A 15,828-nucleotide genomic window follows, 5' to 3' on the forward strand; every position below is an offset into this window, starting at 1 on the left:
AGGAAAATATGAAAACCTTGTTGAAAATCAATGGGATTGATAAAGCCTTTCCGGGCGTACAAGCGTTAAAAAATGCTTGCCTGAATGTGTATGCCGGTAGAGCAATGGCGTTAATGGGCGAGAACGGTGCGGGCAAATCGACACTGATGAAAATTCTGACCGGTATTTATCAGCGTGATGCCGGCACGATTGAATACCTTGGTAAAGCGGTTAGTTTTGCCAATCCGAAAGCCTCGCAAGAAGCCGGTTTAAGTATTATTCATCAAGAACTAAATATTTTAGGTAATTTATCGATTGCGGAAAATATTTTCCTCGGACGTGAATTTACTAATGCTTGGGGCGGTATTGATTGGCGTAAGATGTATGAAGAATCCGACCGCTTGTTGGCGCGTCTCGGGGTAAAACATTCCAGTCGCCAAGCGGCAAACGAATTATCGATCGGCGAATTACAAATGGTGGAAATCGCTAAAGCTTTGAGTTTTGAATCACAAGTGATTGTAATGGACGAACCGACCGATGCGCTGACCGATACCGAAACCGAAGCGTTATTCAGCGTGATTCGAGAACTCAAAGCAGAAGGACGAGGCATTGTTTATATTTCTCACCGTTTAAAAGAGATCTTCCAAATTTGTGATGATGTGACCGTATTGCGTGACGGTCAATTTATCGGTGAAAGTACGGTGGCGGACTTAACCGAAGATCGTTTAATTGAGATGATGGTTGGGCGCAAGTTAGAAGATCAATATCCGCACATTGATAACCCGATTGGTGAAGTGTGTTTATCGGTTAAAAACTTATCGGGTAGCGGTGTGAATAACGTTTCGTTTGAATTGCATAAAGGCGAAATTTTGGGTGTGTCCGGTTTGATGGGCGCAGGGCGTACCGAGCTGATGAAGGTACTGTACGGCGCATTACCGAAAACTGCCGGCGAAGTGCGATTAGACGGCAAAACGATTGATAACCGCTCCAGCCAAGACGGCTTAAATAACGGCATTGTCTATATTTCGGAAGACCGTAAAGGTGACGGCTTAATTTTAGGTATGTCGGTCAAAGAAAATATGTCGTTGACCGCTTTGGAATATCTATCGAATTGGGGACGCATCAACCACGAAAAAGAGAATATGACCGTGGTGGATTTTATTGATCTGTTTAATATCAAAACCCCAAGCCCGGATAAGATTATCGGCGAATTATCCGGCGGTAATCAGCAAAAAGTGGCGATTGCCAAAGGCTTAATGACCCGCCCGAACGTGTTGATCTTAGATGAGCCGACTCGAGGTGTGGACGTTGGGGCGAAAAAAGAAATCTATCAACTGATTAATAAATTCAAAGCCGAAGGTTTGAGCATTATTTTAGTCTCAAGTGATATGCCGGAAGTATTAGGGATGTCCGATCGCATAATTGTGATGAGAGAAGGTACTATTCGTGGCGAGTTTTCTCGCACGGAAGCCACCCAAGAAAAATTACTAGCGGCAGCAATCGGCAAATAGTTGAGATTTTCAAGCGGTCAAATTTAGCAAGAATTTTGCAAAAGGAATCAATATGAACAAAGCATTTAATCTAAAAAAATTCCTGATAGAACAACGTTCTATTATTGCATTACTCGCATTAATTGCAGTGGTGTCATTTTTAAATCCGAATTTTTTTAGTGTCGATAACTTACTGAATATCCTACGCCAAACGTCAGTGAATGCGATTATTGCGATCGGTATGACGTTTGTGATTTTAATTGCCGGGATTGACCTTTCGGTCGGTTCGGTCTTAGCACTAACCGGAGCGGTAGCGGCAACTTTAATCGGTTTAGATCTCTCGATTTATTTAGTGGTGCCGGCGGTATTGTTATTCGGTGCGGCAATCGGCTTGTTAAACGGTGCATTAGTCGCCTTCGGTAAAGTACAGGCATTTATGGCAACGTTAATCACGATGTTGTTATTGCGTGGCGTGACGATGATTTATATGGAAGGTCGCCCGATTTCTACCGGTTTTTCCGACAATGCCGATTACTTTGCCGAGATTGGTACCGGCGAATTATTCGGTGTGCCGGTGCCGGTTTGGTTAATGTTTATCTTATTTGCTATCGGTTGGTTTATTCTGACTCAAACTCGTATCGGTCGTTATATTTATGCGCTTGGCGGTAACGAATCGGCAACCGCACTTTCTGGTATCAACGTGAATAAAATTAAACTGTTTGTGTTTGCGGTCAGTGGTGTGTTAGCGGCACTTGCAGGTTTAATTGTCACCTCTCGTTTAGGTTCGGCACAACCGACCGCCGGTAGCGGTTATGAACTCGATGCGATTGCTGCGGTTGTGGTCGGTGGAACCAGTTTAATGGGCGGTAAAGGTCGTATTATCGGCACACTAATTGGTGCGTTAATTATCGGCTTCCTCAGCAATGCGTTGAATTTATTAGATATTGACTCTTACTATCAGCTTGTCGCAAAAGCGTTAGTAATTTTAGCAGCGGTTATTTTGGATAACTTCCTTGGCCGTAAAAAAGCGTAACCTACTCTCAAAAGGAGATTTCTATGAAAAAATTAACTTCTTTAGCCCTTGCTCTAGGTTTGGTATTCGGTACAAAAGCAATGGCGCAAGACACATTGGCGTTAGCGGTTTCTACACTGGATAACCCGTTCTTCGTTACCTTAAAAGAAGGTGCGGAGAAAAAAGCCAAAGACCTCGGTTACAAATTAGTGGTGTTAGATTCCCAAAATGACCCGGCAAAAGAATTAGCGAACGTGGAAGATCTCACGGTGCGTGGTGCGAAGGTATTACTCATCAACCCGACAGATTCGGAAGCGGTTGGTAATGCGGTGGCGATTGCGAATAAGAAAAATATTCCGGTGATCACCTTAGACCGTGGTGCGAATAAAGGCGAAGTGGTGAGCCACATCGCTTCGGATAATGTTGCCGGCGGTAAAATGGCGGGCGATTTTATCGCAGAGAAAGTCGGTAAAAATGCCAAAGTTATCCAATTAGAAGGCATTGCCGGCACATCAGCTGCACGTGAACGCGGCGAAGGCTTTAAACAAGCGGTAGCGGCAAACCAATTTGAAGTATTGGCCAGCCAACCGGCGGATTTTGACCGTACTAAAGGCTTAAACGTAACTGAAAACTTACTGGCAAGCCACGGTGCGGCAAAAGCGGTATTTGCACAAAATGATGAAATGGCATTAGGCGCATTACGTGCGATTAAAGCGGCAGGTAAAGATATTATCGTAGTCGGCTTTGACGGTACGGACGATGCGGTAAAAGCGGTAAAAGGCGGAAAACTGGCGGCGACTATCGCACAACAACCGGATAAAATCGGTGAGCTAGGCGTAGAAACAGCGGATAAATTGCTTAAAGGCGAAAAAGTCGAAGCGAAAATCCCAGTGCCGTTAAAAGTGATTAGTCAGTAATTTTGGCTCCGGAACCGTTATTTTGACGGTTCCGGCATCGCTAGATTTGTTTAAGGTCGGTTTGAGGTAGTTATGAAAAAACTTTGTGTGTTGGGCAGCGTAAATGCGGATCACGTTATTCGAGTGCCTTATTTCCCGAAAGCGGGCGAAACGCTGAAAGGCGGTCATTATCACATTGCGTATGGCGGCAAAGGGGCTAATCAGGCAGTAGCGGCGGCTCGTGTGCGAAATACATCGTTAGTTGAGGTGGATTTTATCGCTTGTATCGGCGCTGATGATATTGGACGAGCGATGAAACAAGCCTTTGTGCAAGACGGAATTAATCCCGAACACATTGTTGAAGTAGCTGACCAAATGACCGGCATTGCGATGATTCAAGTGGCGGATTCAGGCGAGAATAGCATTGTAATTTCCGCCGGTGCAAATGCAAACTTAGATGAAAGCGTGGTGGCACAACATCAAGCTACGATTGAAAGAGCGGATTGCTTACTGGTTCAGCTGGAAACGCCGTTACAAGCGGTCGAAAAAGCGTTAAAAATTGCTAAGGCAAATCATACTCAAGTCATTTTAAATCCGGCACCGGCACAACCGCTCTCGGATGAAATTTTGGCGAATATCGATATGATTACCCCAAACGAAACGGAAACTGCCTTACTGACAGGCATTCAAGTGGTCGATGAACAAACCGCTCAACAAGCAGCGAATGTGTTCCATCAAAAAGGGATTCAAACCGTGTTAATTACTTTGGGGGCGAAAGGGGCGTTTTTAAGTGAAAACGGTAACGGTGAAATCATTGCCGGCTTTAAAGTCACACCGGTGGACACCACCGCCGCCGGCGATACCTTTAACGGCGCATTGGCGATTGCTTTATTAGAAGGCAAATCAATGCGAGATGCGGTCATGTTTGCCCACAAAGCCTCTTCGATTTCAGTCACTCGTATGGGTGCACAAAGTTCGATTCCAACTCGAGCGGAATTAGTTTAACTATTTTATTGAATCAATAAGCGGTTGGGTTTTTGCAGAAATTTGCAATAATTCGACCGCTTGTTTTTTTTATTATTTCACCTTGTTATAAAAATCATTATCATTAACATAAGTTATTGATCCTTATCAGCTTTTCCCCAATTTCCGTACAAATTTTCTTATCATCTTTACAGAGTAACTATAGAATCAAATTATACCCTTATTTAGTTATGTTTAATTTTGTTTGGAGTGAATATGTCAATTACAAGACGTGGATTCCTAAAAGGAACATCAGCAAGTATGACCGCATTAGCGGCATCCGGCGGTATCGCTCTCCCTTTTGTTGCTAAAGCTGAAACAAAAGATAATGTTGCCGGACAAGCACAAGATGAAAAAGTAGTTTGGAGTGCCTGTACAGTAAACTGTGGTAGCCGTTGTCCATTGAGAATGCATGTAAAAGATAATCAAATTTTATATGTGGAAACGGATAATACCGGTACGGAAACCTATAATCTTGATCATCAAGTTCGTGCTTGTTTACGTGGGCGTTCAATGCGCCGTCGTGTTTATAATCCTGATCGTTTGAAATATCCGATGAAACGTGTAGGTAAGCGTGGCGAGGGTAAATTTAAACGTATTTCTTGGGATGAAGCATTAACGGAAATTGCACAATCATTACGTAAAAATATTGAGAAATACGGTAATGAAAGTATTTATCTCAACTATGGTACGGGAACATTAGGTGGAACCGTAACAAAATCTTGGCCGCCGGGTTCAACTTTAGTTGCACGTTTGATGAATTGTATCGGTGGTTATTTAAATCATTATGGCGATTATAGTACCGCTCAAATTGCAGTAGGTTTAGATTACACCTATGGTGGTGGCTGGGCATTAGGCAATGGCTTAGCTGATATTGAAAACACAAAACTTATCGTACTATTCGGTAATAATCCAGCGGAAACTCGCATGAGTGGCGGTGGTTTAACCTATTGTTTTGAGCAGGCTAAAGAAAAATCAAATGCCAAAGTTATCATCATTGATCCACGTTATACGGATACAGGAGTGGGTAAAGAGGATGAATGGATTCCTATTCGCCCTGGTACTGATGCAGCGTTAGTATCTGCACTTGCTTATGTATTAATCACCGAAAATATGGTCGATCAGGCGTTTTTAGATAAATATTGTGTTGGCTATGATGAAAAAACATTACCTGCTGATGCACCTAAAAATGGTCATTATAAAGCCTATATTTTAGGTCAAGGCGATGATGGCATTGCTAAAACACCTGAATGGGCTTCTAAAATTACCGGTATTCCTGTTGAGCGTATTATCAAATTAGCCCGTGAAATTGGTCAAACAAAACCTGCTTATATTTCACAAGGCTGGGGACCACAACGCCGTAGTAATGGCGAGTTAATTTCTCGTGCGATTGCGATGTTACCGATTTTAACCGGCAATGTAGGGATTAGTGGCGGTAATACTGGTGCAAGAGAAAGTGCTTATGGAATACCGTTTGTAAGAATGCCAACTTTAACCAACCCGGTGCAAGCAAGTATCCCAATGTTCTTATGGACGGATGCGATTCTTCGTGGCACAGAAATGACAGCGACAACAGACGGTATTCGAGGCGTAGATAAACTTTCTGCACCGATTAAAGTTATTTGGAACTATGCAAGTAACTGCTTGATTAACCAACATGCAGAAATCAACCGCACCCATGAAATTTTACAAGATGAGTCAAAATGTGAGTTGATCATTACGATTGATAACCATATGACTTCAACTGCGAAATATAGTGATATTTTGTTACCGGATTGTATGACTTCAGAACAGATGGATTTCTGTTTAGATGCTTATGTCGCCAATATGAACTATGTTATTTTTGCTGATCAAGTGGTTAAACCTTCATTTGAGTGTCGTAATATCTACGATATGTTAAGTGATTTGGCTGAAAAATTAGGTGTAAAAGAACAATTTACGGAAGGCAGAACCCAAGAACAATGGTTACGCCATATTTATGAGCAATCTCGCCAAAAATTACCTGAGCTTCCAACGTTTGAAGAATTTAGACAACAAGGTATTTTCAAAAAAGTCGATCCAAAAGGTTTCTTTATAGCTTATAAAGATTTCAGAGAAAACCCTGAAGCGAATCCATTAAAAACACCGTCAGGTAAAATTGAAATCTATTCATCTCGTTTAGCGGAAATTGCACGTACTTGGAAATTGGAAAAAGATGAAGTGATTCATCCGTTACCAATTCATACCGATAGCTTTGAGCATTACGGTGACCCATTAATGCAAAAATATCCGTTACAACTTTCCGGTTTCCATTATAAAGCGCGTACTCACTCAACTTACGGTAATGTTGATGTGATTAAAGAAGCGAATCCACAAGAGATTTGGATTAATCCGATTGATGCACAAACGAGAGGAATTCAAAACGGGGAATTGGTTCGTATCTTTAATGATCGTGGGGAAGTGCGTATTAATGCTAAGGTTACACCTCGTATTATTCCGGGTGTTGTAGCATTGAGTGAAGGGGCTTGGTATGCACCGGATAAAAATGGTGTGGATTATTCAGGTTGTATTAATGTGCTTACTACCCAACGCCCATCTCCACTAGCGAAAGGCAATCCGCAACATTCTAACTTAGTGCAAATTGAGAAATTATAGAGGTGAGCTATGGAACAATATGGTTTTTATTTCGATTCTGAACGTTGCACAGGTTGTAAAACTTGCGAATTAGCGTGCAAGGATTATAAAGATTTAGGTACTGATGTGAATTTTCGCCGTATTTATGAATATGCCGGTGGGAATTGGGTACAAGATAATAATGGTTGTTGGAATCAAGATGTCTTTGCTTACTATATGTCGATTTCGTGTAACCATTGTGATGATCCTGCGTGTGTAAAAGTGTGTCCGACCGGTGCGATGCACAAAAATGCGGACGGTTTTGTGATTGTGAATGAAGAAACTTGTATCGGCTGTCGTTATTGTAGTATGGCGTGTCCTTATGACGCACCGCAATACAGTGCGAGCAAAGGGCATATGACCAAATGTGACGGTTGTTATTCTCGAGTGAAAGACGGGCAAAAACCGATTTGTGTCGAATCTTGCCCATTACGTGCATTAGATTTTGCACCGATAAAAGAGCTACGAGCGAAATACGGTGAACAGGCATCGATTGCACCGTTACCGTCAGCGGATTTAACTAAACCGAATTTAGTCGTTAAAGCCAATAAACACGCACGTCCAAGCGGCGATACAACGGGTTTCTTAGCTAACCCAAGAGAGGTGTAACATGAATGCAGGATTACATGAATTACCGTTGGTTTTCTTTACGGTGTTAGCCCAAACAGCGGTCGGATTTTGGCTGATTTTTACCTTTGTAATGTGCAAAGGCACTAGCCAAAAAAGCCAAAACTATTTGCATAAAGGACTGTTTGTTGCATTGCTATTGTTAGCATGTGGTTTTATTGCGTCCGTAATGCACTTAGGTTCGCCGCTCAGAGCGTTTAATTCATTAAATCGCGTCGGCAGTTCTATGATGAGTAATGAAATTGCCAGCGGCGTATTATTCTTCGCCTTAGCTGGGATTTATTGGTTATTAGCCGTATTAGGCAAAATGCCGCAAGGGTTAAGCAAAGTGTGGTTAGTAGTGACAGCATTAGTAGGCGTTGTGTTTATGTATATGATGAATAACCTTTATCATTTACCGACAGTACCGACTTGGAATAACGCAATAACCTCTTGGCAATTCTATTTAACTGTTGTCTTGGGTGGCTGTGCATTAGCGATGGCAGTATTAAGCACAAATCCGCATCAGGATTATCAAGTGAAATGTAGCCCTTGGTTATATGTGCTAGCGGTATTCTGTGTAGCGGTGGTCGTTATTTACCAAGCGTTTGGATTAGCACATATCTATAGCTCGGTACAACAAGCGGTCAATTTAGTGCCGGATTTTGCCATTATGCAAGTGTTACGCCTCTGTTTATTAGCGGTGGCAGCGGCATTGATTGTAAAAGGTAGAACATTGCCGTTACTTTCACTCGCCGTACTTATCACGTTAGCGGCTGAAATGGTTGGTCGAGTATTATTCTACGGCTTACACATGACCTCAGGAATGGCGGTATAAACTAAAATATAATGGTGGGGAAACCCACCGTTATGAGATAAATAAGGAAAATAAAATGCAAAACGAATTACAACAATGGATTTCTATCAGCGGAAGATTATTAGGTTCGTTATTCTATTACGAACCTAATGATGAAAATGTACAGTCGGCTTTGCATTTTTTCCAACAAGAAAATTGGGAAAACGAATGGGGGGAGCTAACTAATGAAGCTCAAATTAAGCATTTAATTACCCAAGGTTTTATTCAAGATTTATCCGAACAATATCAACGTCTTTTTATCGGTCCGGAGCAACTTGTCGCACCGCCGTGGAGTTCGGTTTATCTTGACCCGGAATCAGTTATTTTCGGTAATTCGTTATTGGATTTACGCGCTTTTTTACGTAAACATCAAATTGCATTAACACAGAATGAAACCGAGCCGGAAGATCACATCGGATTAATGTTATTACTTACCGCTTATCTTGCGGAAAGTAAACCTGAATTACTACCAGAATATTTGAGTAAACATCTGCTTATTTGGGCGGAACATTATTTCGATTTAGTCGCTCAACAAACGGATTTTCCGTTCTATAAAGGTTTAGCGTTACTGGCTCAACAAACCTTAAAAGATTGGCAACAACAGTTGGCAATTATTGTCCCCCAAGTTTCTTTTTATCGTTAAGCTATGTTAGGTAGAAATAAATTAACGCTACTGGAATTAACACCGAGAGTTTTTTCTCGTCGAGAGTTATTTACCGGTTTTTTTCATCATGCTCAGACTCACCAGTTCCAACGACGAACTGAAAACCGACCGCCTTTTGCCGCACCGGAACATTTATTTCAAGCGGCTTGTGACGGCTGCGGTAAATGTGTCACGGCTTGCCCAATGGGGGTTATTGATATTCGCCGACAACAAGCGGTATTAGATTTAACTTTTTCCGCTTGTACACTTTGTGGTAAATGTGCCGAAAGCTGCCCGACTCAAGCCCTACATCTTTCTTTTAAAAAAGATACAGAACTCCGTCCCCAATTCTCATCCGCTTGTTTACAAACAAAAGGACAACCTTGTGATAGTTGTATCCAAAGCTGCCCTCAACAAGCGATTTCATCTCAACTCACCATTAATAACGAACTTTGTAACGGTTGCGGCGAATGTAAACAAGCCTGTTTTATGGCGGCTGTGAGTTTGAAGTAGTTAGAGGCTTGATAGTTAAATTTCCCTTGATATTTTGTAAATAAGCAGTTTAAAACCAAAGTTGTAAAACTCTAATTTTAGGCTATAATGTGCCATAACATACCTGCTATGCTTATGACTGAGTTTTCTTAGTTACGCACAAATTTGCAGGTTTTTTTTTACACGGAAGATAGAAAAAGGGGCAATTTAATAAACCTGCAAAATCCAATCAAGAGCTTGTACAACAATGGAAAGCAAGGGGCTTAGTTATATCCGATGAGGCTCGCGCGGAACGTTATTTGGAACATATTAGCTATTATCGTTTTTCCGCTTATACCATTCCTTTTCAAAAACTTAACAATCCGAATCATCACTTCAAACCCAATACAACATTTGACGATATTCTTAATTTATACATCTTTGATCGTGAATTACGTTTGCTTGTATTGGATGCAATTGAACGTATTGAAGTCTCTGTTCGTACACAAATCAGCAATGTAATGGGAACACAAGCTCAAAATCCTTTTTGGTATATGCAAGAAAGCTATTTCAAAAAGGATTTCAATATTTATCGTTTACTCGCTCAGATTGAAAAACAACTGGCTGAAGAACAGCAACGCTTAGAACGTGATGAAAAACATATTCAGAAACGCTACAAAAATAATAATATCGATGAACAAGAAAGTTAAATAATGTTCGTAAAGAAAATTTCTTACGCCACTATCTCACTCAGTACAATACACCGAAATTATTACCCTCGTGGATGATGATTGAAATGCTAACTTGGGGTGAACTTAGCCATTTATATGCGGGGCTATCAGAAAAACATCAAAAACCGATTGCTAAAAATTTAGGCGTACAAGCGCCTATTTTAGAATCTTGGTTAAAAGTTTTAAATGATGTTCGCAATATCTGTGCTCATCACAGCCGATTATGGAATAGAGAATTTGGGCGAGTAATTAAAACCCCGATCAGCCAAAACAGACTATGGCTTTCATCGGAAATCAAATTGAATAACCAACATATCAACGCAGAAAAACGCCTTTATCCGATTTTAGTCGCAATTCAAGTGCTACTTTATACCATCAGCCCAAATTCAACATGGACAAAACGCTTGAAGGCATTGTTAGATAGTTATCCTGACATTCAGAAAGAATATATGGGTATTCCACAAAATTGGGAATTAGATAGCTTTTGGGACAAGGCGTTGAGATAAAAAATGAGCCACAGCGTGGCTCAACAGGCTCGAAGAGCCTCCTAACCACGTACGGCTCGTACGTGGTTATATGCTCAGTTTGGGCTGGAGTAAAAACAACAAGCGGTTGAGTTTGCAAGATTTTTTGCAGTTCCAACCGCTTGTTGTTTATAAAACTATCTATTTCGATTTGCAAAACGCTCTATAATTTCCATATCATTCATTTCATCATTCGGATCTTCACTAAAGAAAAAACTTAGATTAGTATCCGCTCTAAAATGAGCATATAAAATAGGACGTAATAATTCCGCCTTATTGCTATTCTCAAGACTTCTAACATTAAGTAAACCATTTTCCCTATGCCCATTTCGTCGTACATCATAACAATAAATAGCATTAGGATTATTTGGCTCAAGTCTACGAACCATTAATTGGTTTTCTAACACATTATTTCTTTGTATTATTTTTTCTTGCGGAATAACATCTGAAAATAGCTCTGCAAACTGAACAAATATATCTCTCCAATGACCTCCATTTTCTGGTTGTATATTGAAAAAGTGACAGAATTGATGCGTATTATGAAAGTGTACTTCATAAAAATCACAATATGCTTCAATACTATGATTCACATCATTCACATCAATAAACTCTAATTTAGCTTGAGCATATATATTAGGTTTATGTTCATTATCAGCATATAACCGCAGAATTACGATAGTCTGTACATTATTATATCCAAATCTAAAGGCATCAATAACCCAGCCTAACTGATTCATGCTATTTAATAACAATGGTAAATTTTGGAATCTAATTGGCATATAAAACTCCTATAAAAAAGGATAATAGTAGAAACTATTACCCTTCTAAATAATTATTACTTCAACGCAACCCTCGCATTTCTAAACAATCTCATCCACGCACCGTCTTCGCTCCAATCTTCTGGGTGCCATGAGTTGCTGACTGCGCGGTAAACACGTTCTGGGTGTGGCATCATAATGGCGACACGTCCGTCTGAGTTTGAGATTGCGGTAATGCCGTTTACCGAGCCGTTCGGGTTAGCCGGGTAAACTTCGGTCGGTTGTAAGTTGTTATCGATATATTGTGCGATGACAAGGTTCTGTTCGGTTAAGCCGGCAAGTTGTTGTGCCGATTTGAATTCCACTTGACCTTCACCGTGTGAAACGGCAATCGGCATGTGTGAACCCGCCATACCTTGGAACCAGAGGCTGTTGGTTTCGTTGATTTTCACTAAACCAACACGTGCTTCGAAGCGTTCCGATTTGTTACGTACAAAACGTGGCCAGTTTTCTGTACCCGGGATAATTTCCGCAAGGTTCGAAACCATCTGGCAACCGTTACATACACCTAATGCAAGCGTATTCGGATTCGCAAAGAATTGGCTGAACTGTTCACGCAACATTGGGTTGAATAAAATCGATTTCGCCCAACCGCCGCCGGCACCGAGTACGTCACCGTAAGAGAAGCCGCCACACGCAACTAACGCATTGAAATCTTTAAGATTTCTTCTACCCGCCATTAAGTCTGACATATGAACGTCAATCGCATTAAAGCCGGCACGGTCGAATGCTGCCGCCATTTCGTAGTGGCTATTTACGCCTTGTTCACGCAAGATAGCGATAGTCGGTTTTACACCTTTATTGATAAACGGTGCGGTAATATCTTCATTTACATCATAGGTTAAGAAGGTTGATAAACCTTTGTTGTTCGGGTCTTTTTTGGTTTCAAACTCTTGATCCGCACATTCCGGATTATCACGTAAACGTTGCATTTGGTGGGTTAATTCTGCCCAAATTCCACGTAATTCCGAACGTTTTTCGTTAAGAAGTTTGAGGCTGCCACGGCTAATCACAAAGCGATCGTCTTCGTGTACCGTACCTAAATCTTTGGTTAAGCCCAGTAAATTATGTGCATTTAATACTTCACGCACACGGGCTAAATCCGCATCTTTTACTTGAATAACCGCACCAAGTTCTTCATTGAACAATACCGCTAAATCGTCATCGCCTAACGCTGAAATATCAATTTCTACGCCGCAGTTGCCGGCAAATGCCATTTCCGCAAGCGTGGTAATTAAACCACCGTCCGAACGGTCGTGGTAAGCAAGTAATTTGTCTTCCGCCACTAAAGTCTGCATTGCATTAAAGAAGTTTTTGAGGCTTTCTACATTCACAACGTCCGCCGGTTTGTCACCGAGTTGTTTGTAAACTTGCGCTAATGCGGTTGCGCCTAAACGGTTTTTGCCTTCACCTAAGTCAATTAATAATAGGCTTGATAGGCCTTTATCGGTACGTAGCTGTGGTGTAACGGTTTTACGTACGTCTTCCACACGAGCGAATGCCGAAATCACTAATGAAAGCGGTGCAGTTACCGATTTTTGCTCACCATTTTCTTCCCATGTAGTGCGCATTGACATTGAGTCTTTCCCCACCGGAATCGTAATGCCTAACGCCGGGCAAAGTTCTTCACCGACTGCTTTTACCGCTTCATAAAGACCGGCATCTTCACCTTCGTGGCCAGCCGCAGACATCCAGTTTGCTGAAAGTTTGATGCGTTTTAATTCACCGATATTAGTTGCAGCAATATTGGTGATCGATTCTGCCACCGCAAGGCGTGCAGACGCACCGAAATCTAATAAGGCAACCGGCGCACGTTCGCCCATCGACATTGCTTCACCGTGGTAGCTGTCTAAACTTGCCGTGGTTACCGCGCAGTCCGCTACCGGAATTTGCCACGGGCCGACCATCTGATCACGTGCCACCATACCGGTTACCGTACGGTCACCAATGGTGATTAAGAAGGTTTTTTCTGCGACAACCGGTAAACGTAACACACGATGTAGCGCTTCTTTTAATTGGATGTGTTGGCTATCAAGCGGTTGATTTTCAACAGTTTTTGACGAAGCCTCACGGTGCATTTTCGGGGTTTTACCGAGTAACACGTTCATCGGTAAATCAATCGGGTTATTGCCGAAATGATCGTCTTTAAGGGTTAAATGTTTCTCTTCAGTCGCTTCACCGATCACCGCAAATGGAGCACGTTCACGCTCACATAATTCGGTAAATAACGCTAATTTTTCCGGCGCAACCGCTAATACATAACGTTCTTGCGATTCGTTACACCAAATCTCAAGCGGTGACATACCTTTTTCGTCACATAAAATTTTACGTAAATCGAATTTGCCACCACGATCACCGTCGTGAACTAATTCCGGCATTGCGTTAGATAAACCGCCCGCACCTACGTCGTGGATAAATAAAATCGGGTTATCTTCGCCTAACTGCCAGCAACGGTCGATCACTTCTTGGCAACGGCGTTCCATTTCCGGGTTTTCACGTTGTACCGAAGCAAAGTCCAAATCTTCTTTTGATTTACCGGAAGCCATAGACGAAGCCGCACCACCACCTAAGCCGATGTTCATTGCCGGACCACCAAGCACGATTAATTTCGCACCGACCGGAATTTCGCCTTTTTGCACGTGTTCGGCACGGATATTACCGATACCGCCTGCGAGCATAATCGGTTTGTGGTAACCACGTACTTCTTCACCGGCAAAGCTGTTTACTTTTTCTTCATAGGTACGGAAATAACCTAATAACGCCGGACGACCGAATTCATTGTTAAATGCCGCGCCGCCTAATGGGCCTTCAATCATAATATCGAGTGCTGAAGCGATACGATTCGGTTTTGAAAGTGGGTTTTCCCACGGCTGTTCAAAGTTTGGAATCACAAGGTTAGACACCGAGAAACCGGTTAAACCTGCTTTTGGTTTTGCACCGCGACCGGTTGCACCTTCGTCACGAATTTCACCGCCTGAACCGGTTGCTGCGCCCGGGAACGGCGAAATAGCTGTCGGGTGGTTATGGGTTTCCACTTTCATTAAGATATGTGCATCTTCTTGATGCGCACGGTATTGACCGTCTTGATCCGGGAACCAACGACCGACTTTCGAACCTTCCATTACCGCTGCATTATCTTTATAAGCTGAAAGCACGTAATCAGGCGTTTTCTCGAAGGTGTTTTTAATCATTTTGAATAATGATTTTTCTTGTTTTTGACCGTCAATCGTCCAATCCGCATTAAAGATTTTGTGGCGGCAGTGTTCCGAGTTCGCTTGTGCAAACATATAAAGTTCGATGTCGTTCGGGTTACGATTTAAAGCGGTGAAATTTTCAACTAAATAATCAATTTCATCATCCGCTAACGCTAAACCTAAGTTCACGTTGGCTTCTTCTAACGCTTTACGACCGCCGTTTAAAATATCTACGGTGGTAAACGGCTTCGGCTCCTGTTGAGCAAATAAATTTGCCGCTTGCGCTTCGTTATCTAACACCGTTTCTAACATACGGTCGTGTAATAAACCTTTTAAGGTTTCAATTTGTGCCGCCGTCGGCTCCGCGCTGAATTCAAAATAGTAAGCTAAACCACGTTCGATACGATTTACCGCTTGTAAACCGCAGTTGTGCGCAATATCAGTCGCTTTTGAAGACCATGAAGAGATGGTACCGATACGAGGGGTCACAATTAAACAAAAGCCGGTCGGTTCGTGTTCGGCAAGTGTCGGACCATAATGTAAAAGCTCTTTAATTTCAGCGGTTTGCGCTTCGCTAAGCGGTGCGTTTAAATCGACAAAATGCACATATTCCGCATAGACCGATTTTACCGGCAACGCATTTTGTTGGAATTTGGTTTGGAATTGGTTAAGACGAAATTCAGAGAGGGCAGGAGAGCCACGAAAGGTTTGTACAGTCATTGTTGATTCCGTATTTGAGAAATAAAAAAATTCTCTACCATTATAGCGGATAACGCAAACGTTTGCATTGCAAAATTTTAGGGAAATTCGACCGCTTGTTCCGACTTTTTCTCAGAGATTTAAAAATAATGTGATCGGACTCTAATATTTGGATTTCGTCGCTCGACAGTCAGTCGGCAAGCGGTTAGATTTAGCCGCATTTTTGTAAGCGGT

The 15,828-nt window shown here is 42.0% G+C and carries 12 protein-coding genes and 1 pseudogene; 11 read left to right on the forward strand and 2 right to left on the reverse strand.

Annotation, left to right across the window (positions count from 1 at the left end; genetic code table 11):
* Nucleotides 1-8: 8 nt before the first annotated feature.
* The 11 genes and pseudogenes from rbsA to DRF63_RS11380 all read left to right on the forward strand — a co-directional run.
* The gene (gene rbsA, locus DRF63_RS09155) at nt 9-1,490 is read left to right on the forward strand and encodes a ribose ABC transporter ATP-binding protein RbsA (RefSeq protein WP_005599108.1); all 1,482 of its coding nucleotides are present in this window, start codon (nt 9-11) and stop codon (nt 1,488-1,490) included.
* A 52-nt stretch (nt 1,491-1,542) separates the two neighbouring features.
* On the forward strand, nt 1,543-2,502 hold the full coding sequence (gene rbsC, locus DRF63_RS09160; protein WP_005599110.1) for a ribose ABC transporter permease: 960 nt from the start codon (nt 1,543-1,545) through the stop codon (nt 2,500-2,502).
* Nucleotides 2,503-2,525: 23 nt separating this feature from the next.
* Nucleotides 2,526-3,398 carry a ribose ABC transporter substrate-binding protein RbsB gene (gene rbsB / locus DRF63_RS09165; protein WP_005599112.1) on the forward strand — a complete coding sequence of 291 codons (873 nt, stop codon included), beginning with the start codon at nt 2,526-2,528 and terminating at the stop codon, nt 3,396-3,398.
* Between the two features lie 72 nt (nt 3,399-3,470).
* Nucleotides 3,471-4,382: a ribokinase gene (rbsK, locus tag DRF63_RS09170; protein ID WP_005599115.1), complete on the forward strand. Its 912-nt coding sequence runs from the start codon at nt 3,471-3,473 to the stop codon at nt 4,380-4,382.
* 234 nt (nt 4,383-4,616) lie between these two features.
* A complete protein-coding gene (locus DRF63_RS09175) occupies nt 4,617-7,034 on the forward strand; it encodes a DMSO/selenate family reductase complex A subunit (RefSeq protein ID WP_012263339.1) in 2,418 nt (805 codons plus the stop codon).
* A gap of 9 nt (nt 7,035-7,043) precedes the next feature.
* Complete coding sequence (locus DRF63_RS09180; RefSeq protein WP_005599119.1) at nt 7,044-7,661, forward strand: DMSO/selenate family reductase complex B subunit; 618 nt, start codon at nt 7,044-7,046, stop codon at nt 7,659-7,661.
* A 1-nt stretch (nt 7,662) separates the two neighbouring features.
* Nucleotides 7,663-8,496, forward strand: a complete 834-nt coding sequence (locus DRF63_RS09185; protein WP_005599121.1) for a DmsC/YnfH family molybdoenzyme membrane anchor subunit — start codon at nt 7,663-7,665, stop codon at nt 8,494-8,496.
* Nucleotides 8,497-8,551: 55 nt separating this feature from the next.
* Nucleotides 8,552-9,157, forward strand: coding sequence for a Tat proofreading chaperone DmsD (gene dmsD / locus DRF63_RS09190; RefSeq protein ID WP_005599123.1), 606 nt, complete (start codon nt 8,552-8,554; stop codon nt 9,155-9,157).
* A 3-nt stretch (nt 9,158-9,160) separates the two neighbouring features.
* Complete coding sequence (gene napF / locus DRF63_RS09195) at nt 9,161-9,670, forward strand: ferredoxin-type protein NapF (RefSeq protein ID WP_005599125.1); 510 nt, start codon at nt 9,161-9,163, stop codon at nt 9,668-9,670.
* 278 nt (nt 9,671-9,948) lie between these two features.
* Nucleotides 9,949-10,338 (forward strand): Abi family protein, encoded by a 390-nt coding sequence (locus tag DRF63_RS11375; RefSeq protein ID WP_005599128.1) that lies wholly within the window; start codon nt 9,949-9,951, stop codon nt 10,336-10,338.
* Nucleotides 10,339-10,406: 68 nt separating this feature from the next.
* Nucleotides 10,407-10,865, forward strand: a pseudogene (locus DRF63_RS11380) (Abi family protein); the annotation flags it as partial.
* Between the two features lie 155 nt (nt 10,866-11,020).
* Here the strand turns inward: DRF63_RS11380 and DRF63_RS09210 are convergent.
* Both DRF63_RS09210 and purL read right to left on the reverse strand, forming a co-directional pair.
* A complete protein-coding gene (locus tag DRF63_RS09210; RefSeq protein ID WP_005599134.1) occupies nt 11,021-11,662 on the reverse strand; it encodes a DUF6037 family protein in 642 nt (213 codons plus the stop codon).
* A gap of 56 nt (nt 11,663-11,718) precedes the next feature.
* Nucleotides 11,719-15,615 (reverse strand): phosphoribosylformylglycinamidine synthase, encoded by a 3,897-nt coding sequence (purL, locus tag DRF63_RS09215; protein ID WP_005599136.1) that lies wholly within the window; start codon nt 15,613-15,615, stop codon nt 11,719-11,721.
* Nucleotides 15,616-15,828: the final 213 nt, after the last annotated feature.

The sequence above is a fragment of the Actinobacillus pleuropneumoniae genome (assembly GCF_003290385.1).
Lineage (GTDB): Bacteria > Pseudomonadota > Gammaproteobacteria > Enterobacterales > Pasteurellaceae > Actinobacillus > Actinobacillus lignieresii.